18 protein-coding genes and 1 tRNA gene are annotated in these 17471 nt (G+C 60.5%); 11 read left to right on the top strand and 8 right to left on the bottom strand.

Annotation, left to right across the window (positions count from 1 at the left end; genetic code table 11):
* Window positions 1-147: 147 nt before the first annotated feature.
* The 3 genes from AC3B5Q_RS10195 to AC3B5Q_RS10185 form a co-directional block, all read right to left on the bottom strand.
* Entirely contained in the window at window positions 148-1269 is a 1122-nt protein-coding gene (locus AC3B5Q_RS10195; RefSeq protein ID WP_028697658.1) for a DmpA family aminopeptidase, read from the bottom strand.
* A gap of 85 nt (window positions 1270-1354) precedes the next feature.
* Window positions 1355-2464: a polyamine ABC transporter substrate-binding protein gene (locus AC3B5Q_RS10190; protein ID WP_274101793.1), complete on the bottom strand. Its 1110-nt coding sequence runs from the start codon at window positions 2462-2464 to the stop codon at window positions 1355-1357.
* A 140-nt stretch (window positions 2465-2604) separates the two neighbouring features.
* Window positions 2605-3420 carry a carbon-nitrogen hydrolase family protein gene (locus tag AC3B5Q_RS10185; RefSeq protein WP_021784529.1) on the bottom strand — a complete coding sequence of 272 codons (816 nt, stop codon included), beginning with the start codon at window positions 3418-3420 and terminating at the stop codon, window positions 2605-2607.
* A 120-nt stretch (window positions 3421-3540) separates the two neighbouring features.
* Here AC3B5Q_RS10185 and AC3B5Q_RS10180 point away from each other — a divergent pair, with 120 nt between their 5' ends.
* Window positions 3541-4338 (top strand): helix-turn-helix transcriptional regulator, encoded by a 798-nt coding sequence (locus AC3B5Q_RS10180; protein WP_021784530.1) that lies wholly within the window; start codon window positions 3541-3543, stop codon window positions 4336-4338.
* A 516-nt stretch (window positions 4339-4854) separates the two neighbouring features.
* On the opposite strand, the gene AC3B5Q_RS10175 is transcribed toward AC3B5Q_RS10180, so the two are convergent.
* Window positions 4855-4928 (bottom strand) — tRNA-Cys (locus AC3B5Q_RS10175).
* Between the two features lie 154 nt (window positions 4929-5082).
* Complete coding sequence (gene sohB, locus AC3B5Q_RS10170) at window positions 5083-6102, bottom strand: protease SohB (protein ID WP_103444670.1); 1020 nt, start codon at window positions 6100-6102, stop codon at window positions 5083-5085.
* 197 nt (window positions 6103-6299) lie between these two features.
* On the opposite strand from sohB, the gene AC3B5Q_RS10165 reads away from it, so the two are divergent.
* The 4 genes from AC3B5Q_RS10165 to AC3B5Q_RS10150 all read left to right on the top strand — a co-directional run bounded on the left by AC3B5Q_RS10165 (window position 6300) and on the right by AC3B5Q_RS10150 (window position 9439).
* Entirely contained in the window at window positions 6300-7010 is a 711-nt protein-coding gene (locus AC3B5Q_RS10165; protein ID WP_014756055.1) for a histidine phosphatase family protein, read from the top strand.
* Between the two features lie 56 nt (window positions 7011-7066).
* Complete coding sequence (locus AC3B5Q_RS10160) at window positions 7067-7384, top strand: SCP2 sterol-binding domain-containing protein (protein WP_003251077.1); 318 nt, start codon at window positions 7067-7069, stop codon at window positions 7382-7384.
* Window positions 7385-7567: 183 nt separating this feature from the next.
* Window positions 7568-8635, top strand: coding sequence for a phosphotransferase family protein (locus AC3B5Q_RS10155; RefSeq protein WP_021782186.1), 1068 nt, complete (start codon window positions 7568-7570; stop codon window positions 8633-8635).
* 36 nt (window positions 8636-8671) lie between these two features.
* Window positions 8672-9439, top strand: a complete 768-nt coding sequence (locus AC3B5Q_RS10150) for an SDR family oxidoreductase (protein ID WP_021782185.1) — start codon at window positions 8672-8674, stop codon at window positions 9437-9439.
* Here the strand turns inward: AC3B5Q_RS10150 and AC3B5Q_RS10145 are convergent, their stop codons facing one another.
* Both AC3B5Q_RS10145 and AC3B5Q_RS10140 read right to left on the bottom strand, forming a co-directional pair.
* Window positions 9440-10261: a class I SAM-dependent methyltransferase gene (locus tag AC3B5Q_RS10145; RefSeq protein WP_488393071.1), complete on the bottom strand. Its 822-nt coding sequence runs from the start codon at window positions 10259-10261 to the stop codon at window positions 9440-9442. It lies immediately after the preceding gene.
* A gap of 182 nt (window positions 10262-10443) precedes the next feature.
* Window positions 10444-10794: a hypothetical protein gene (locus AC3B5Q_RS10140; RefSeq protein WP_021782183.1), complete on the bottom strand. Its 351-nt coding sequence runs from the start codon at window positions 10792-10794 to the stop codon at window positions 10444-10446.
* A gap of 117 nt (window positions 10795-10911) precedes the next feature.
* Between AC3B5Q_RS10140 and AC3B5Q_RS10135 the strand changes: the two genes are divergently transcribed.
* The 5 genes from AC3B5Q_RS10135 (at window position 10912) to AC3B5Q_RS10115 (ending at window position 15615) form a co-directional block, all read left to right on the top strand.
* Window positions 10912-11202 carry an RcnB family protein gene (locus AC3B5Q_RS10135; protein WP_103462317.1) on the top strand — a complete coding sequence of 97 codons (291 nt, stop codon included), beginning with the start codon at window positions 10912-10914 and terminating at the stop codon, window positions 11200-11202.
* Between the two features lie 243 nt (window positions 11203-11445).
* Entirely contained in the window at window positions 11446-11631 is a 186-nt protein-coding gene (locus AC3B5Q_RS10130; RefSeq protein WP_004577263.1) for a hypothetical protein, read from the top strand.
* Between the two features lie 73 nt (window positions 11632-11704).
* Window positions 11705-12097, top strand: coding sequence for a glycine zipper domain-containing protein (locus AC3B5Q_RS10125; RefSeq protein ID WP_103462316.1), 393 nt, complete (start codon window positions 11705-11707; stop codon window positions 12095-12097).
* A gap of 126 nt (window positions 12098-12223) precedes the next feature.
* A complete protein-coding gene (locus AC3B5Q_RS10120) occupies window positions 12224-14053 on the top strand; it encodes an SLC13 family permease (RefSeq protein WP_274101800.1) in 1830 nt (609 codons plus the stop codon).
* A 137-nt stretch (window positions 14054-14190) separates the two neighbouring features.
* Complete coding sequence (locus AC3B5Q_RS10115; RefSeq protein ID WP_021782179.1) at window positions 14191-15615, top strand: GGDEF domain-containing protein; 1425 nt, start codon at window positions 14191-14193, stop codon at window positions 15613-15615.
* Between the two features lies 1 nt (window position 15616).
* On the opposite strand, the gene AC3B5Q_RS10110 is transcribed toward AC3B5Q_RS10115, so the two are convergent.
* Window positions 15617-16378: a sulfite exporter TauE/SafE family protein gene (locus AC3B5Q_RS10110; protein WP_021782178.1), complete on the bottom strand. Its 762-nt coding sequence runs from the start codon at window positions 16376-16378 to the stop codon at window positions 15617-15619.
* Window positions 16379-16476: 98 nt separating this feature from the next.
* On the opposite strand from AC3B5Q_RS10110, the gene AC3B5Q_RS10105 reads away from it, so the two are divergent.
* Window positions 16477-17382: a LysR family transcriptional regulator gene (locus AC3B5Q_RS10105; protein WP_488393070.1), complete on the top strand. Its 906-nt coding sequence runs from the start codon at window positions 16477-16479 to the stop codon at window positions 17380-17382.
* Window positions 17383-17471: the final 89 nt, after the last annotated feature.

Here is a 17471-nt window from a genome sequence, read left to right as displayed (position 1 = left end):
TGGTTTATTGCCACCATAGCGAACGTGCAGTTTTACGCAAATTCGTCTGACTCATCTGTGAGCTGAATCGGACAATCGGCTATTCAGCAGCCCCGCCAGAGACTCAGCGCTTGTCGTGAAGCTCCGACGGCCATGCGAAGAGATCAGTTAACCATTCGCCGCTCCCGGCCAGCCGGCCTGATGCAAGGCTTTGAGCAGCGTCTCACAATCCAGTCCCGGTACTGCATGGCCGTTGCCTTCGGCGGTGTCAGCGGCTAGTAAGGCGTTGATGATGGCTTCTTCCACCGCTTCGGTGGCGGCAAGAAACAACTCGCTGATATGGTCGTTGTTGACCATGCTAAGGTTGTCGGTGGTCGGCGCGCGCTTACTTTCGTAAGCTGCTGGCGGCACATGATTACCGGTGGAGAAGGCGACGAAAATGTCACCGCTGTGGTCTTCGTTACCTCCACCGGTGCGGGCGAGACCGATGCTGGCGCGTTGTGCCAGGCGCGTACATTGGTGTGGCAGCAACGGCGCATCGGTGGCCAGGCAAACGACTATCGAACCCATGCCCGGGTGCGGTAGCGAAGCCTTGAGGAACGGGGAGTCAGCCTGTTCCATGTAGCGTCCCACCGGATAGCCGTCGACGCGCAGTTCGTTACGGATGCCGTGGTTCGCCTGGACAATGGCGCCAACAGTCCAACTGCCCTGAGTGCTACTCAGGCGCCGCGATGCAGTGCCGATACCGCCCTTGAACTCGTGGCAGATCATGCCGCTGCCACCACCGACCGCGCCCTCGATAACGGGCCCAATTACAGCATTACTCAGGGCTTCGGCCACATGCTCGTGCTTCACATGAAAACCGTTGATGTCGTTGAGCAGCCCGTCATAGGTCTCCAGCACCACCGGCATGTTCCAGTAGATACGGCCGTCATCCGGTTGTTGTTCACGGTCCAGCACAATCAGTGCATCGCGCACCACACCCAGGCTGTGGGTGTTGGTGAAGGCGATGGGACTGGTCAAAAGACCCGCTTCGCGAATCCACTCCAGACCGGTTGCGTCGCCGTTGCCGTTCAACACATGGACGCCGGCAAAGCACGGTTGCTGGCTGGTGGAACCGACACGCGGCTCGATGATTGTTACCCCAGTCAGGATGTCGCGGCCGTTGGCGGTGCGTCCTCGCACATTGCTGTGACCGACCCGAACGCCCGGCACATCGGTGATGGCGTTGAGGGGACCGGGTTGCAGTTGGCCGAACTGAATATTCAGGTCACGGGCACGTGGCTTCATCGTGTCTTTCATGATCTCTCGCTCTTGTTTTGGTTTGTTTCATGACTGGGGTTTGGTCAATCATCAGCAGAATCGGGTCTGCCAATTAATTGCCTGTCTTGACTGTGTTCCACGCACGGGTCCGAATGCGCTCCAGCTTCAGCGGCAGTGGCTCCAGGGGAAAAAGCGTGGACAGCACATCCTTGGACGGATACACCCCAGGATTGTCGCGGATCTTCTTCTCTACAAGCGCAGTGGCATCCTTGTTCGCGTTCGGATAGCTCAGGTAGTTGGATGACTCAGCAATGACTTCGGGGCGCAACATGTAGTTGATGAAGGCCAACCCTTGCTCCGGGTTCGGCGCATCGTTGAGCTGCACCATACTTTCCACCCACACCGGGGCACCTTCGCGTGGAATGCTGTAGACAAGGTTTCGATGGTTGCCAGCCAGCTCGGAGGCTTTCTGCGCGTCGGAGACACCGCCCGCCCAGCCCAGCACAACGCAGACGTTGCCATTGGCGAGATCAGAGATGAACTTGGAAGAATCGAAGTAGGCAATATGGGGGCGCAGCTTCAACAGCAGTTCCTGAGCTTTTTTGTAATCGTCCGGGTTATGGCTGTTGTATGGCAGTCCAAGGTAGTGCAGTGCGATAGGAATAACCTCGCCAGGCGCGTCCAGCATGGCCACACCGCATTGACGGAGTTTGGCTAGATTTTCTTCCTTGAAAATCAAGTCCCAGGAATTGACTGGCGCATCGGGGCCGAGTAGTGACTTAACCTTGTCCGCGTCATAGCCGATGCCAGTGGTCCCCCACAAATAAGGGGCAGCGTAGCTGTTTCCGGGATCATTGCTCTGCAACTTGGCGAGGACGTCGGGATCGAGATGGGACCAGTTGGGTAACTTGGAGCGATCCAGTCTTTTCAGCACGCCGGCTTTGATCAGGTTCGGTAGCAGGTCGGCACTGGCAACCACAACGTCATAACCACTGCGGCCAGCCATCAGTTTGCTTTGCATGACCTCACTGTTGTCGAACACGTCGTACACCGCGCTGACGCCTGCTTCTTTCTGGAAGTCTTTCACCGTGTTCGGGGCAATGTAGTCATACCAGTTGTAGATATGGACACTTGGCTTTTGAGCGTCACCGGCCTCGGCGCAAACCAGGCCAAAACTGAACAGAGAGACCAGCGCGAATTGCATGTAACGAATCCGTTTCATGGGGATGCTCCGGAGCGTTAGCGCTGAGTCCAGAGACACGAGCACTGCTCCTGCTAGTTTGTGAATTACTGTTGTGGCAGGGTCGAAACAGGCGTTAAGACGGAACAATCGTTGTGTTGCAGTTGCGTCCCACAACTGATTCAGGGGATCAGGAGTTCACGTCGACTATCATCATGCTCACTCTGCTCGCCGGTCAGGAACAGGCGGCGGTCACTGAGGTACTCATATTCGTGGCGGGCGGTGCGCAGCAGGTCGAGATCTAATTCCACCACCTGCCGACACTCTGCGCGGCCCGCTTCGAACAGCGTGCGCCCGAAGGGATCGATAGCGGCGCTGCCGCCGGCAAAAACGAGCCCTTCGTCGCCGTCGCCCACCCGATTGACCATCACCGCGAATGCCTGGTTTTCCTGAGCGCGAGCCATGATTGCAGTGCGGTGGACAGGGCCGTAAGGATCCATGTTACCGTTAGTGACCAATATGAGCTCGGCGCCGAGTTGGCCGAGCGCCCGAGCACTTTCCGGAAACTCAATGTCGTAGCAAATCAGGATACCGACACGGATGCCCTTCCACAGTGCGGTGACATAGCGGTCTCCTTGTTGGAACAATCCGCGCTCTGACGGCCAAAGGTGAGTTTTGCGATAACTCAATGCGATCCCTTGCGGGGTGACCAGTAAGGAGGTGTTGTAAACGGTGCCGGAGTCGTTCTCAGCCAGACCAATCACCGCTGAGACGTTTCGTTCGTGTACGGCGCGTTGCACGGCCTGCACACTCGGCCCGTTAACGGGCTCGGCGATTTCGGCGAGCTGTTGGGCGCTGGCAAATCCCATCAGCTGGGTCTCTGGAAAAATCAGCAGATCGGTATCCACGGCGCAGGTAGCGATGGCCTGCAATGTACGTTCCAGGTTATAAGCGGTATCGCCATCGCGACCGGAGAGTTGTACAAGTTCAATCTTCATCGGTGATCCTTTCACGTGTATGTTGGCTCAATCGCCACACTGAACAGCACCCGCCAGGGCTGAAACGAAGTATGGAGAGCCATAAAACGGAAAGTAATTACTTCGATGGGGTAACCCCGTATGGGTAGAAACGGGAGCATTACACTGCAGGACATGGCTTGGCACCAGGCCATCGGCAGACTAATCGAGGCACTTGACCGCCCTAATTTCTGGCTGGCTCTGGTGCGTCAACTGGATAGATACATTCCGGTGGACAGTTGGGTCGTGCTGATATTCAGCAATGGTCGCCCGCAGGTGCTCGCAGAATGCCCAGGCAAGGATGGCGGGCCAGATCCGCTTTTTCAGGACTACCTCAAAGGCCTGTATCTGCTCGACCCCTTTTATCTCGCCAACCGGGAAGCACCGCAGAGCGGTTTGTTTTGGCTAGCCGACGTGGCGCCGGAGTGCTTCGAGCAAACCGACTATTACCAGCGCTACTTCCGCCTCAATGTCGTTGCCGACGAAGCACATATCAACGTCCAGCTCGACACGGAGCGCACCCTCAGCCTCTCGCTGGGAAGTGAGTGTCTCTTCAGTGCAGAGCAGACCGCCCTACTCACTCTCATCCAGTCCTGGGTTGCCGCCCTGATGCGTCAGCGCATGGCATTCGAGCGGGAAGCGCTGGAGCAGAACACGTCGCCGGCACCCAGCTGGCAGAGCTGGCTGGACTCTACTGACCAGCAGTTGGATACGCCGCTTTCCGCCCGTGAACTGGAAGTTGGCCGGCTTATGCTTAGCGGCTGCTCGAACAAGGAGATCGCGCGCAAGCTGGCGATTTCCGCAGAGACTGTGAAGGTCCATCGCAAGCACATGTACAGCAAACTCGGCATTAAATCTCAGTCCGAGCTGTTCTCATTATTTTTGAACGCACAGAACTGAACTCGTTTTCTCATGATGGCTTCAAGTTCTAAGACAATCGGCCTCGTTGCGTTCCACAGGCCCGGCGGCGCAACTCAATGTTGGCCAGGCGCCGAGCCTGGTAAGGGCCGCTGACGTAGGAGAACGACAGGGTTTCTGCCGCCTCACCACGCTCAGCAATCACCCAATCACTAATCGAAACCTCGGGGTAAGACCGGTAAGCGACTGAGGATGGTCCTGGAAATGAACGGAGTGAGGAACAACCTAAGCCTGCTGCTCGATAAGGTTACGCGACACACCAGCCAGCACCTTTCGCCGTTCTTCATCCAGTTCCGCGATATCCGACCGAAGGCCGCATCAGAGATCAACGACCTTAGCGAGGCAAGCGTACTGCCGGGCCACTCGAAAGAGGGAGATCGCAAAGCCCTCGAAAGGCTGAAGTTTCAGAACTCCACCCCGAAAGTTTCGGAACTCGTGGTTTTTTTCGTCCCACAAAGAAAAACCCCGCAGACGTTAATCTGCGGGGCTTTCGAATGGTGGAGGCCGAGGTCGGAATCGAACCGGCGTAGACGGATTTGCAATCCGGAGCATAACCACTTTGCTACTCGGCCTCAAAGGTCGGATCTAGCTGCTTGCGCTTTGCTATCTCCTTGAAACGCTGAACCTTTTTCAAAGCTTGCTGCGTTTCGATGGGCGCCATTATGTCTTCATTCCTTTAACCTTGCAACCCCCTGAACGAAAAAAAATTTCAACGGGTTCAAGGTGTTAGCGCAGGCGGCTGAGTTTACTCCACAAGCCTACCACCGCGTTCTCCACAGTACCGCTGGCGGCCATGCCAATACGCTCCTGCAGGCTCTTGCGTTCGGCATAGTGCAAGTGGAACAGGTTGGCGTTGCGTGCGCGTTCGCTCAGGTACTCGTCACTGGTCTGCAACTCGTCAACCAGCTTGCGATTCAAGGCGGCCACGCCCAGCCAGACTTCGCCAGTGGCCACTTCGTCGATGTGCAACTGCGGACGATAGCGGGAGACGAAATCCTTGAACAACTGGTGAGTGATGTCCAGGTCTTCCTGAAACTTCTCCCGGCCCTTCTCGGTGTTTTCGCCAAAGACGGTCAGGGTGCGCTTGTACTCGCCAGCAGTCAGTACTTCGAAGTCGATGTCGTGCTTTTTCAGCAGGCGGTTGACGTTGGGCAACTGCGCCACCACGCCAATAGACCCCAGTACGGCGAATGGGGCACTGACGATCTTCTCGCCGATGCAGGCCATCATGTACCCACCGCTGGCAGCCACCTTGTCGATGCACACGGTCAACGGGATGCCCGCCTGACGAATACGCGCCAGTTGCGATGCAGCCAAGCCGTAACTGTGCACAAGGCCACCGCCGCTTTCCAGGCGCAGTACCACTTCGTCACGCGCGGTGGCGAGCGTCAGCAGTGCGGTGATTTCGTTGCGCAGGCTTTCGGTGGCCGAGGCTTTGATGTCGCCATCGAAGTCCAGCACGAATACCCGGCTCGTGTCCTCGGCCTTGCCCTTCTTCTGCTGCTTTTCTGCCTTCGCCTGCTGCTTGCGCAGGGCCTTGAGCTGGGCCTTGTCGAGCAGGCCGGACTCCAGACGCTCACGCAGGTCCTTGTAAAAATCGTTCAGCCGGGTGACCTGTAATTGCCCGCCTGATTTGCGCCGACCTTTGCCACGCAGCCCGGCGATGGCCGACAGCACCACCAGTATGGCGATGACCAGGGTGGCGGTTTTGGCGAGAAAGCTTGCGTATTCGGCAAGAAACTCCACGTTGACTCCTTAAATACCTGCGCCACTACGGCGCGTCACTGTTGCAAGCATACCGTTGCGTCTGTGGTGCTGCCAGCGGGTGTAAACGCTGGCAACACCTTTCAAACAACCTTTTCAAACGCTTGTATGTTTTTTCGTTGACAGCCCGTGAGCCGCATCCTAACCTCGCAGCAACCTCCAACAGGCCGGAACCTTTCGTGGGCAATCTCTACCTGATTCGACATGGCCAAGCCTCCTTCGGTGCCGATGACTACGACGTCCTCTCGCCCGTGGGCGTGCGCCAGAGCCAGGCTCTGGGTGAACACCTGGCCCAGTTGGGCGTGCGGCTGGACCGCTGCGTGGCTGGCGACCTGCGCCGCCAGCAGGATACCGCGCGGCTGGCGCTGCAGGCGCTGCACGCCAATGGCTGCCCGGTGCCGGCGGTTGAGACCGACGCGGCATTCAATGAGTTCGATGCCGACGGTGTGATCCGTGCCCTGTTGCCCGACCTGCTGCCGGAAGAGCCCGATGCCCTGCATGTGCTGCGCAATGCCGCACAGCACCGCAGCGAGTTTCAGCGTCTGTTCGCGTTGATGGTGCAGCGCTGGCACGATGGCGAGCATGCCGATAATGGCCTGGAAACCTGGCATTCGTTTACGTCACGCGTACAAGGGGGCCTGCAACGCGTGCTGGACACCGCCGGCAGCGGCGATCATGTTGCTATCTTCACCTCGGGTGGCACCATTGCCGCCCTGCTCCACCTGGTTACCGGTATTACCCCCAGCCAGGCGTTCGCGCTGAACTGGCAGATCATCAACACGTCGCTCAGCCAGTTGAAGTTTCGCGGCCGCGACGTGGCACTGGCTTCCTTCAACAGCCAGGCCCATGTGCAGCTGTTGAGGGCGCCGGAGCTTGTCACCTACCGATAAGCCCGGCTTGTTGTGTCCCTGCGGGGACGTGTAAATCACTCTATAAGGAATGCGCCATGACCTCCGTAGCTGATGCCGTCAAAAAGATGCAAGAGAAATTCAACCCATCCGCTGCCGCCGGCCTGGACCTGGTGTTCGGCTTCAACATCACCGACGAAGACAAGCACTACGCGCTGATCGTCAAGGACGGCACCTGCGACCTGCAGGAAGGCGAAAACCCGGATGCCAACTGCACCCTGGTGATGGACGCCGAAACGCTGAAGGGTATCGTCAGCGGCGAAACCGACGGCATGCAGGCCTTCATGGGTGGCAAGCTGCGGGTTGAGGGCGACATGATGCTGTCGATGAAACTCAGCGAGCTGTTCCCGTCCTGAGGGCTGGGAATACCGGATGATCGAAAAACCGAAGCCTGACGGCTTCGGTTTTTTTTGCCCTGCATTCGGTGCAGTGATCCACCAGCAACACCCTCACCTATTTGGCACATGGGACGATTGTTCCAACCCTGGCGGACCATTAGATTACCCAATAGTACTTGCTATCGAGAATAAGGAAGACGCATGACGCTCACCGACCAGTCCACCCAGGTACGCCCCGGCGAAGAACTCGACGCGGCCGTCATCGACCCTTACTTCAAAGCCAATATCCCCGGCCTGCACGGCCTGCCGAGCATCAGCCAGTTCCCTGGCGGCGCTTCCAACCTCACTTATCTGGTCAGCTACCCGGACCGCGACTTCGTACTGCGCCGCCCCCCCTTCGGTCAAAAGGCCAAGTCGGCCCATGACATGGGGCGCGAGTTCCGCATCCTCAACCAGCTCAACAGCGGCTTCCCCTATTGCCCCAAGGCCTACGCACACTGCACTGACACCCGCCTGATCGGCGGCGAATTCTATGTGATGGAAAGGGTCAAGGGCATCATCCTGCGCTCGGACATCCCGGCCGAACTGAACCTGGACGCCAGCCGGACCGAAGCCCTGTGCAAAAGCTTCATCGACCGCCTGGTCGAGCTGCACCAGGTGGACTACAACGCCTGCGGCCTGGCCGACCTGGGCAAGCCAGAGGGCTACGTGCAGCGCCAGATCGAGGGCTGGGTCAGCCGTTATGAAAAAGCCCTGACACCGGATGCGCCACGCTGGGAAAAGGTAACCGCCTGGCTGCACGAAAAAATGCCCGCCGACCACCCGCGCCCAGGCATCGTGCACAACGACTACCGTTTCGACAACGTGATCCTGGATGCTGACAACCCCATGCGCATCATCGGTGTGCTGGACTGGGAGATGGCCACCCTGGGCGACCCACTCATGGACCTGGGCAACTGCCTGGCCTACTGGATCGAAGCCGGCGACCCGGCGCCAGTGCAACTGATGCGCCGCCAGCCAAGCAACGCGCCGGGCATGCTCAGCCGCCGCCAGTTCGTCGATTACTACGCCGAGCGCGCCGGCATCCGTCTGGACAACTTCGATTACTACTATTGCTATGGCCTGTTCCGCCTGGCAGGGATCGTTCAGCAAATCTACTACCGCTACTACCACGGCCAGACTCAGGACAAGCGTTTCGCCCAGTTCATTCACATGAACCGTTTGCTGGAACAAATGACCTTGCAGGTCATCGCCAAATCCAGCTTCTGAGCACAGCCCACGACGACGGATAACAAGGAAAACAGCATGTCCAAGACCCACCTGTTCGACCTCGACGGCAAGATTGCCTTTGTTTCCGGCGCCAGCCGAGGCATCGGCGAGGCCATCGCCCACTTGCTCGCGCAACAAGGGGCCCATGTGATCGTTTCCAGCCGCAAGCTTGAAGGGTGCCAGCAGGTGGCCGATGCCATCATTGCGGCCGGCGGCAAGGCTACGGCTGTGGCCTGCCACATTGGTGAGCTGGAACAGATTCAGCAGGTGTTCGCTGGCATTCGCGAACAGTTCGGGCGACTGGATGTGCTGGTCAACAACGCTGCCACCAACCCGCAATTCTGTAATGTGCTGGACACTGACCCAGGGGCGTTCCAGAAGACCGTGGACGTGAACATCCGTGGCTACTTCTTCATGTCGGTGGAGGCTGGCAAGCTGATGCGTGAGAACGGCGGCGGTAGCATCATCAACGTGGCGTCGATCAACGGTGTTTCGCCCGGGCTGTTCCAAGGCATCTATTCGGTGACCAAGGCGGCAGTCATCAACATGACCAAGGTGTTCGCCAAGGAGTGTGCGCCGTTCGGTATTCGCTGCAACGCGCTACTGCCGGGGCTGACCGACACCAAGTTCGCTTCGGCACTGGTGAAGAACGAAGCCATCCTCAACGCCGCCTTGCAGCAGATCCCGCTCAAGCGCGTTGCCGACCCCAAGGAAATGGCGGGCGCGGTGCTGTACCTGGCCAGCGATGCCTCCAGTTACACCACCGGCACCACGCTCAATGTCGACGGTGGCTTCCTGTCCTGATCAGGCTTTGACGGCGACCAAGGTGTAGCTCAGGGGCAGGCGTGCAGGCTGCTCGCGCAGGCGATATTCACCGTCTTCGCCCCTGACCATCTGCCCCGGCAGCGCCTCCCAAGGGATGCTCTGGTGCTCGACCAGCGCTGTCAGTTGCAGGCCGTGGGCCAGCAAGGCGGTGATCACTTCACCCAGGCCGTGGTTCCATTCGTGGGTTTCGGTGTGGGCCAGGCGTTGATCGGTTTCGACGTAGGTCTGGTCGGTGTGCCACACCGTTGGCGATTCGTGCTCAAAGTACGGATATTCGAGCTGCAGGCGGTCCTGATGATCTTCGTTGACGGCCATCAGCATCGGGTGCCCGTCGCGAAGGAACAGGCGCCCGCCTGGTTTCAGCAGTGCCGCGACGGTGCGCGCCCACGGCTCGATGCGAGGCAGCCAGCAGAGCGCGCCAATACCGGTGTAGACCAGGTCGAAATTACCCGCCGGCAGCACCTTGTCGGCGGCATAGACGTCAGACTCGACATACTGGATGGGCAGCGCGCAACGCTCGGCCAATGCCTGTGCCTCGGCCAGCGAAGCCTTGGAATAATCCAGGCCGCAAACCTTGGCGCCAAGGCGCGCCAGCGAGAGGGTGTCGGTACCGATGTGGCACTGCAAATGGACCGTCTCAAGCCCGTCGATGTCGCCGAGCAGTGGCAGGTCGAAGCGTACGGTTTCGGACAAGTGCCCGTGTTGCTGGACCAGGCGTTCGACTTCGTAGTCCTTCGAAGCGGCGTGCAACGGGGCACGCTCATCCCAGCTGATGCGGTTGAGTTGCAGTGAGCGGTCCATGGAATCGTCCTTGTGTGGAAGCGCCTTATGCTAGCTGTCACCGCGCACCCTGCAACACAGCTGTCTTGATAAAAAGTGTAAAGCCTGCGCGCCCTCTGCTGTGGCAACAACTGCCTTGCTCATTACCCTGAATAGGCGGGCCCTTGCAGGAGTGGTGATAAAGCCAGCACAGGCGCCAGCCGTTACAGGCAGGTTGCAGCAGCAGCCCGGCGTTGCAGGGCCACGCCGTCGTTCTGCTTCGCGTAGTAATCCACACGCGTTCCGCCCGACTGCGGGTAAACGTCCACGAACGCTTCGGCCTCACGGGTATACACGGTGAACCCGCCCTGCTTGCGCTGTTCCAGGTAGCCGCTGGCGTCATCACCGAACACCTTCTCTTCCTGCCAACTGAACTGGATGCACTGGGCAACCAGCGCTGGTGCCTTGTGCGAGTCGAGCTGCGCAGTCGGCTTGCCGCCACGCGCGGTTTCCATGGTCGCAGAAGCACAACCGGCCAGCATCAGCACCGCAGCCAACGGCAGAATCGCACGCATGTTTCATCCTCGGAGTCGCAAAAAAGAAGGCGACTCTAGCACTGGCAGGCATTCCGAGTGAATTGCCGCGCACTTGCCGCTGTCGCAGATAAAACATGCCATCACGAGGAACGCATCATGAAACTGCACTATCTGCTACTCGCCGCCCTGCCTTGCCTGCCCCTGAGCGTCAGCGCCGCCCCCTCGAGCGAAGAAAGCATCACCGCCCCCGAAACCCACAACCGTGAACTAAGCGTCGGCGACAAGGCCCCGGACCAGTACAAACGCGATGACCAGGCCATCCAGGATTGGAAAGCCAAAGGCCTGCCAGAACCGGAAAAGGAAAGCCACTGGGTGCGCATGGGTAAGCATTATGTGCTGGTGCAGATCACCAATGGCGTGGTGCTGGCGATTCAACCGGCATCCTGATTCACCACGCCCTGGCCAAGGCGACCCATTGCAGAGCACCTCGCCGCCGGCCAAGCATGGCCAGAACGTATTGATACGCTTGGAACGATCAATGCCGGTCAGCGCCACAGCCCGTTCTTTCAGGCGGACGCCTTGGCGCTGATCACTTGAAGCACAATTTTTTTGCCCGCCCGGGAAACCAAATCGATCGGTCCCAGTCTTAAAAGGTGCCCCGTAAACCTATGCGGATCAAGGACCTATATCGTGCTCACGCGTCTTGCAAGCCTTTCTCTGGTTGCTGTTGTCCTGCTGACCGCAGGTTGCCATAGCCATCGCTACCATGATGACGACGGCTGGCGTGACCGCGACCGTGACCATCGCCACCACCATCGCCATGACCGCGACGACGATGACGATCGGCAATACCGCGGTGACCGCTACTACCGCTGAAGCGTCCTTTCAGCCCTGACCTGCCGCCCGTTGCGCGGCGACTTATCCTGATGATTCCTTTGAGGTTCGTATCATGCGTCTGACTCTGCCTTCCCTTGCCCTCGGCCTGCTGCTGTGCCAGGGCGCTTTCGCCGGTGACGGTACTGCCGCCATTGGCGGCGGCCTGGGGGGTGTCCTGGGCAACGTTGTTGGTCAACAGCTCGGCGGCAAGACCGGCGCGGCCATCGGTGCCGGCGTTGGCGGCGCAGCCGGTAGCGCTGTCGGTGCGCGCAAGGGCAACCGCACCGAAGCCGCCATCGGCGGTGGCCTGGGCTCGGCCGGCGGCTCGCTGCTGGGCGGCGCAGTAGGCGGCAGGACCGGTTCGACCGTGGGTGCCGGCCTGGGCGGCGCAGCCGGTGGTGCCCTCGGCAACCATCTGGGCGACGACAACCGCGGCAGCAAGAAGCACCGCCGCCACCGTCACTGACCCCGTGACCAGAGGGCCGCATAGCGGCCCTTTTTGTTGCAGCACATCAACACCCCCTTCACTACAAGCAGGCACACTGACTGCTACTGTCTATCGTGTCCCCGTGTGAAGGAACACCCCCTCCCCATGAACCATGAGTTGCTCTGGGTCCTCGGCCTGCTGGCCATCGTGATTACCCTGTTCGTCATCAACCGCCCACGCATGGACGTGGTCGCGCTGCTGGTGATTCTCGCCCTGCCACTACTCGGCATCCTTACCGTGGAACAGGCCCTGGCCGGGTTCAGCGACCCCAACGTGGTGCTGATCGCCGCCCTGTTCGTGATTGGCGAAGGCTTGGTGCGCACCGGCATTGCCTATCGCATCGGCGAATGGATGAGCGAGCGGGCCGGCAATAGCGAGGCACGCCTGCTGGTACTGCTGATGGTGGCGGTGGCCGGGCTGGGATCGATCATGAGCTCCACCGGTGTGGTGGCCATTTTTATCCCGGTGGTACTGAGCATCGCTGCACGCCTGCAGCTTTCACCCAGCCGCCTGATGATGCCACTGGCTTTTGCCGGCCTCATCAGTGGCATGCTCAGCCTGGTCGCCACACCGCCCAACGTGGTGGTGCACAGCGAGCTGGTCCGCCATGGCGAAGCGGGGTTCAGCTTCTTCAGCTTTACCCCGTTCGGCCTGGTGGTGCTGGTGCTGGGCATTGGCTACATGCTGCTGACCCGGCACTGGCTCAACGGTGAAGTGCGCAAGGATGGCCGGGTGGAAAGCCGCCGCACCTTGCTGGACCTGGTACTGGACTACAAGCTCAATGGCCGTGAACGGCGCCTGCGCATCCGCCCTCACTCGCCGCTGATCGGCCACAACCTCGGCGAACTGGAACTGCGCACCAGACACGGCGCCAACGTGATCGGCATCGAGCGCCAGCACAAGTTCACCACGCGCGTGATCGCTGCCGACTCGGGCACCGTGTTGCATCAGGGCGACGTGCTGCTGCTCGACCTGTTCGCCAAGCATGACGACCTGCGCAGCCTGTGCCAAACCATGCAACTGGAGCCGTTGCACTTCAAGGCCGCCTACTTCATCGACCAGTCCCAGGATTTGGGAATGGCTGAGGTCTCGCTGCCGCCCGGCTCACAGTTGATCGGCAAGAGCATCCTTGAGCTGGCGTTTCGCACCCGCTATGGCCTCAACGTGGTCGGCCTGCGCCGCGATCAGGCCGCTATCGAAGAGCAACTGCTGGAAGAAAAGCTGCGCCTGGGCGACACCCTGCTGGTAGTCGGCCCGTGGAAGGCGGTACGCCAGTTGCAAAGCAATCCCAAAGACTTCCTGGTATTGAGCCTGCCCGCCGAGATCGACCTGGTCGCACCAGCCCGCACCCGCGCGCCGCAAGCAGTACTCAGCCTGGCAGTGATGGTCGGGCTAATGGTTAGCGGCGCCGTACCCAATGTCATTGCTGCGCTGATCGGCTGCCTGCTGATGGGCGCAGGCCGCTGCATCGACATGAACAGTGCCTACCGCGCCATCCACTGGCAAAGCCTGGTGCTGATCGTCGGCATGCTGCCCTTCGCCCAGGCGCTGCAGAAAACCGGCGGCATCGACCTGGCGGTAGGTGCGCTGGTAAACGTGCTGGGTGGTGCCGGCCCCAGCGCCATTCTTGCCTGCCTGTTCGCCGTCACTGCAGTGATCGGGCTGTTCATTTCCAACACCGCCACCGCAGTATTGATGGCTCCGGTGGCTGTCAGCACTGCGGCGCAGCTGGGCATGTCGCCCTACCCGTTCGCCATGACCGTAGCGCTGGCCGCGTCGGCGGCGTTCATGACGCCGGTGTCATCACCGGTCAACACGCTGGTGCTTGGGCCGGGGCAATACCGCTTCGCTGACTTCGTCAAGGTTGGCGTACCGTTCACCGTCCTGGTGATGCTGGTTACCGTCGTGATGGTGCCGTGGTTCTTTGGACTGTGATGAAAGTAACCAGAAATAGAGGCAATTTGACATTATCGCAACCAATCGCGGCAGATTGACATCAACCACCCTGACCCAACACACTGCGGGTAATTGCCCCAGGTGCTGTATCGCGTTGTCCTGGATTTCGTTTCCGCTTGCCGGTCGAGTTCATGGTTTTTCCAGCCCAATCGCGCGTGTTGCCTTATGTCGTTGTACTTGGCGTGACCTTCGCCCTTACCCTGGGCGGTATTTTGGCACGCCCGATCGAATCGCTGTCGCTGTTCTGGCCAGTCAATGCGGTACTGGCCGGCGTACTGCTGCGCTACCCCCGTCAAGCCACGTTTACGGGCTTCAGCCTGGTGTGGCTGGCCATGGTTGGGGCCGACCTGCTGTGCGGCAGCGCTTGGGTGCCGGCGCTGTGGCTCAACCTGTGCAATCTTGCCGTGGTGGTCACCCTCTGGCAGCTGCTGTCGCGCTTGCCACGCATGCACCGGCGCATGCGCAGCCCATATGGCGTACTCCGCGTGTTCGCCGCCTGCGCCGCCGCTGCCGCGGTAGCGGCCAGCATGGCAGCGGCAATGGCCGCACCGTGGTTCCAACAGTCGTTGCGCGCCACCTGGCTAGCCTGGTTCAGCGAACAGTTCTCGACCGGCGTGCTGGTGCTGCCGGTGCTGCTTACAGCGCCCTCGGTGCGGGCCTTGATGCGCGGCGGCGCGCAGCCCATCCGCCTGGCGCCGTTGCTGGTGCTGCTGGCCTCGCTGGCATTCAGCATCGCATTTGGTGGCCCTGGGGCCATTGCCTTCCCGATTGCCGCGTTGCTGTGGTGTGCCTGGACCTACTCACCGTTCCTGGTTTCATTGCTGACGCTCACGGCCGGCAGCACGCTGATCGTGGCCGTGGCGCAAAACCTCATGCACTTCAGCGTGCCGCAGAGCGAGCCAGGGGTTACCACGCTGATGTCGGCGCGCCTGGGCATCGCCATGCTGGTGCTCGGGCCGCTGGTGGTGGCTTGCGTCAGCCAGGCCAACCGTAGCCTCATGGCCCGTCTGGCGCACCAGGCCACCGTCGATCACCTCACCGGTGCGCTCACCCGCAGCGCCTTCACGCAGCGCGCCAATGCGCTGCTGGAGAGCCGTCAACAGCACGCCCAGGCGCTGCCTCTGACCCTGATGATGCTGGACATCGACCACTTCAAGTCGATCAACGATGCCCACGGACATGCAGTCGGTGACCAGGTGCTGCGCCAATTCGCCAGCACCCTGCAGGACCAGCTGCACAACGACGAGCTGTTAGCACGCCTGGGTGGCGAAGAATTCGTTGTCATGCTGCCGGGACTTGCGCCAGAGCGGGCCGCATTCACCGCCGAGCGCCTGCGCCGCGCCATACAGGACCTGCACGTGGTGCAGGCCGACCAGCGCCTGCAGATTACCGTGAGTATCGGTGTGGCAGGCTGCAACGCGAACATGCCGGCCCCCGGCCTGGAGGAACTGCTGGCGAGTGCCGACCAGGCTCTGTACCGGGCAAAGGCCCATGGCCGCAACCGCGTCGAACAGGCCGAAGCACAACGCCTGGTGATTTGAACTAGCCAGCCAGCAAGTCCCACGACAGCTTGGCGATCAGCACACACAACAGCACCAGGAACAGCCCGCGGACAAAACCGGCCCCCTTGCGTACCGCCAGCCAGGTACCGGTCAGCGCGCCAAGAATGTTACACACCGCCATGGGCAAGGCGATGGCGTACAGCACGTTGCCGGTCGGCACGAAGAACACCAGCGCCGCCAGGTTGGTGGCAATGTTCACCACCTTGGCCGAAGCCGACGCGTGCAGGAAGTCCAGGGCAAAGAAGCGGATGAACAGGAAAATCAGAAAGCTACCGGTGCCGGGGCCGAACAGGCCATCGTAGAAGCCGATAGCGCCGCCGATCAGCACTGCCAGGCATTGCTCCTTGCGGCCGATCTGCGCAGGTTTGTGCAAGGTGCCGAAGTCCTTCTTGCAGAAGGTGTAGATAGCCATCAGCACGATCAGCACCAGCACTGCCGGGCGCATCACGCTGGGCGGTACCAGCGACACCGTTGCGGCCCCCGCGAACGACATGACAAAGGCACTGAGCGCCGCCGGCACGATCAACCCCCAATCCAGCGTCACTTTACGGATAAACGAGCGGGCCGCGAAAGCCGTGCCGAACACGGACGCCAGCTTGTTGCTGCCGAGCAATGCCGCCGGTTGCGCGGTGGGCAACACGTTGAATAAGGCCGGGATCTGGATCAGCCCGCCGCCACCCACCGCGGCGTCGATCAACCCAGCGGCGAAGGCGAACACAGAAAGCACAGCAATATCCATCATGACGCGGTTCCAGGCAGTGAAGACGCCTGCAAGGCTAATCAAAGTGGCGCACTTGTGTTGAAATGCCATATTGCGATAACTGCAACAAGGAGCAGGCAATGGCATTGGACATGCTGCGGGAAATCCAGGCGTTCGTCAGCGTCGCACATAAGCGCAGCTTCGTTGCTGCCGCCCGCGCGCTGGGGCGTTCACCCAGTGCAGTTACACGCGCGGTACAAACCCTGGAAGACAATGCGGGAAGCAAATTGCTCAACCGCAACGCCAACGCCGTAACCCTGACCGAGGCCGGCGAGCGCTTGCTACCGCATGCCGAACGCTTGCTGGATGTGCAACGCGATGCTGCCGATGAACTGGCCGCGCTCAGTGGCAGCGCCCAAGGCTGGATTCGCTTTGCCGCGCCGCAACTGCTGGGAGAGCTTGTGCTACCACAGGTGCTTGCCGAGTTTTCCCGCTGCCACCCCCAAGTGACCCTGGACGTCCAGTACAGCGACGAAGCCCTCGACCCGCTGCAAGGTAAATTCGATTTCGTGGTGCGCGGTGCCTTCCCGCAATCGAGCGAGCTGATTGGCTACCCGCTTTGGCCCTACCAGCGACATCTGTATGCAAGCCCGGCATATCTGGCCCTGGCTGGCACACCGCAACACCCGGAAGACCTGAATGGACACACCTTGATCCTGCATACCGCGCCGCGCATCCTCAAGGCCTGGCACTTCTGCCACGATGGCCAGATCACCAGCCTGCGCCCCAGGCCCAGGCTTCGCCTGGGCTCAGGAGGCGCGGTATTCCACAGCACACTGGCCGGCGCCGGCATCGCCCGCCTTGCCGCCTGGGTCGGCGAAACACAGGTCAAGGCCGGCCGCCTGGTGCGGGTGTGTCCACAGTACCGCCTGACATCCAGCAGCGGCCAGGACCCACAGATGCACGCGGTATACCCTGCTGGCGAGTTGCCGGCGCGGGTACGTGACTTGCTGGCAGCCCTGCGACGAGCTGGCTCGCCTAGCTGAAACAGGCCATGAAACGACTGTTCAATTTCTGCTCAATTTAACAGAGCCCGCCGCGGGTCTGGCTTGCAGCACTTTATCCACAGACCTAC

The sequence above is a fragment of the Pseudomonas sp. D5(2026) genome (assembly GCF_057766845.1).
This window is presented reverse-complemented; position numbering and strand designations above follow the sequence as displayed.

What these genes read in the sequence shown, in the direction of transcription:
- AC3B5Q_RS10135 (WP_103462317.1), top strand. Translation starts at nt 10,912, where the DNA reads ATGAAACTGCACTATCTGCTACTCGCCGCCCTGCCTTGCCTGCCCCTG.
- AC3B5Q_RS10120 (WP_274101800.1), top strand. Translation starts at nt 12,224, where the DNA reads ATGAACCATGAGTTGCTCTGGGTCCTCGGCCTGCTGGCCATCGTGATT.
- AC3B5Q_RS10110 (WP_021782178.1), bottom strand. Translation starts at nt 16,378, where the DNA reads ATGATGGATATTGCTGTGCTTTCTGTGTTCGCCTTCGCCGCTGGGTTG.
- AC3B5Q_RS10195 (WP_028697658.1), bottom strand. Translation starts at nt 1,269, where the DNA reads ATGAAGCCACGTGCCCGTGACCTGAATATTCAGTTCGGCCAACTGCAA.
- AC3B5Q_RS10105 (WP_488393070.1), top strand. Translation starts at nt 16,477, where the DNA reads ATGGCATTGGACATGCTGCGGGAAATCCAGGCGTTCGTCAGCGTCGCA.
- AC3B5Q_RS10145 (WP_488393071.1), bottom strand. Translation starts at nt 10,261, where the DNA reads ATGGACCGCTCACTGCAACTCAACCGCATCAGCTGGGATGAGCGTGCC.
- AC3B5Q_RS10155 (WP_021782186.1), top strand. Translation starts at nt 7,568, where the DNA reads ATGACGCTCACCGACCAGTCCACCCAGGTACGCCCCGGCGAAGAACTC.
- AC3B5Q_RS10125 (WP_103462316.1), top strand. Translation starts at nt 11,705, where the DNA reads ATGCGTCTGACTCTGCCTTCCCTTGCCCTCGGCCTGCTGCTGTGCCAG.
- AC3B5Q_RS10180 (WP_021784530.1), top strand. Translation starts at nt 3,541, where the DNA reads ATGGGTAGAAACGGGAGCATTACACTGCAGGACATGGCTTGGCACCAG.
- AC3B5Q_RS10150 (WP_021782185.1), top strand. Translation starts at nt 8,672, where the DNA reads ATGTCCAAGACCCACCTGTTCGACCTCGACGGCAAGATTGCCTTTGTT.
- AC3B5Q_RS10190 (WP_274101793.1), bottom strand. Translation starts at nt 2,464, where the DNA reads ATGAAACGGATTCGTTACATGCAATTCGCGCTGGTCTCTCTGTTCAGT.
- AC3B5Q_RS10185 (WP_021784529.1), bottom strand. Translation starts at nt 3,420, where the DNA reads ATGAAGATTGAACTTGTACAACTCTCCGGTCGCGATGGCGATACCGCT.
- AC3B5Q_RS10160 (WP_003251077.1), top strand. Translation starts at nt 7,067, where the DNA reads ATGACCTCCGTAGCTGATGCCGTCAAAAAGATGCAAGAGAAATTCAAC.
- AC3B5Q_RS10140 (WP_021782183.1), bottom strand. Translation starts at nt 10,794, where the DNA reads ATGCGTGCGATTCTGCCGTTGGCTGCGGTGCTGATGCTGGCCGGTTGT.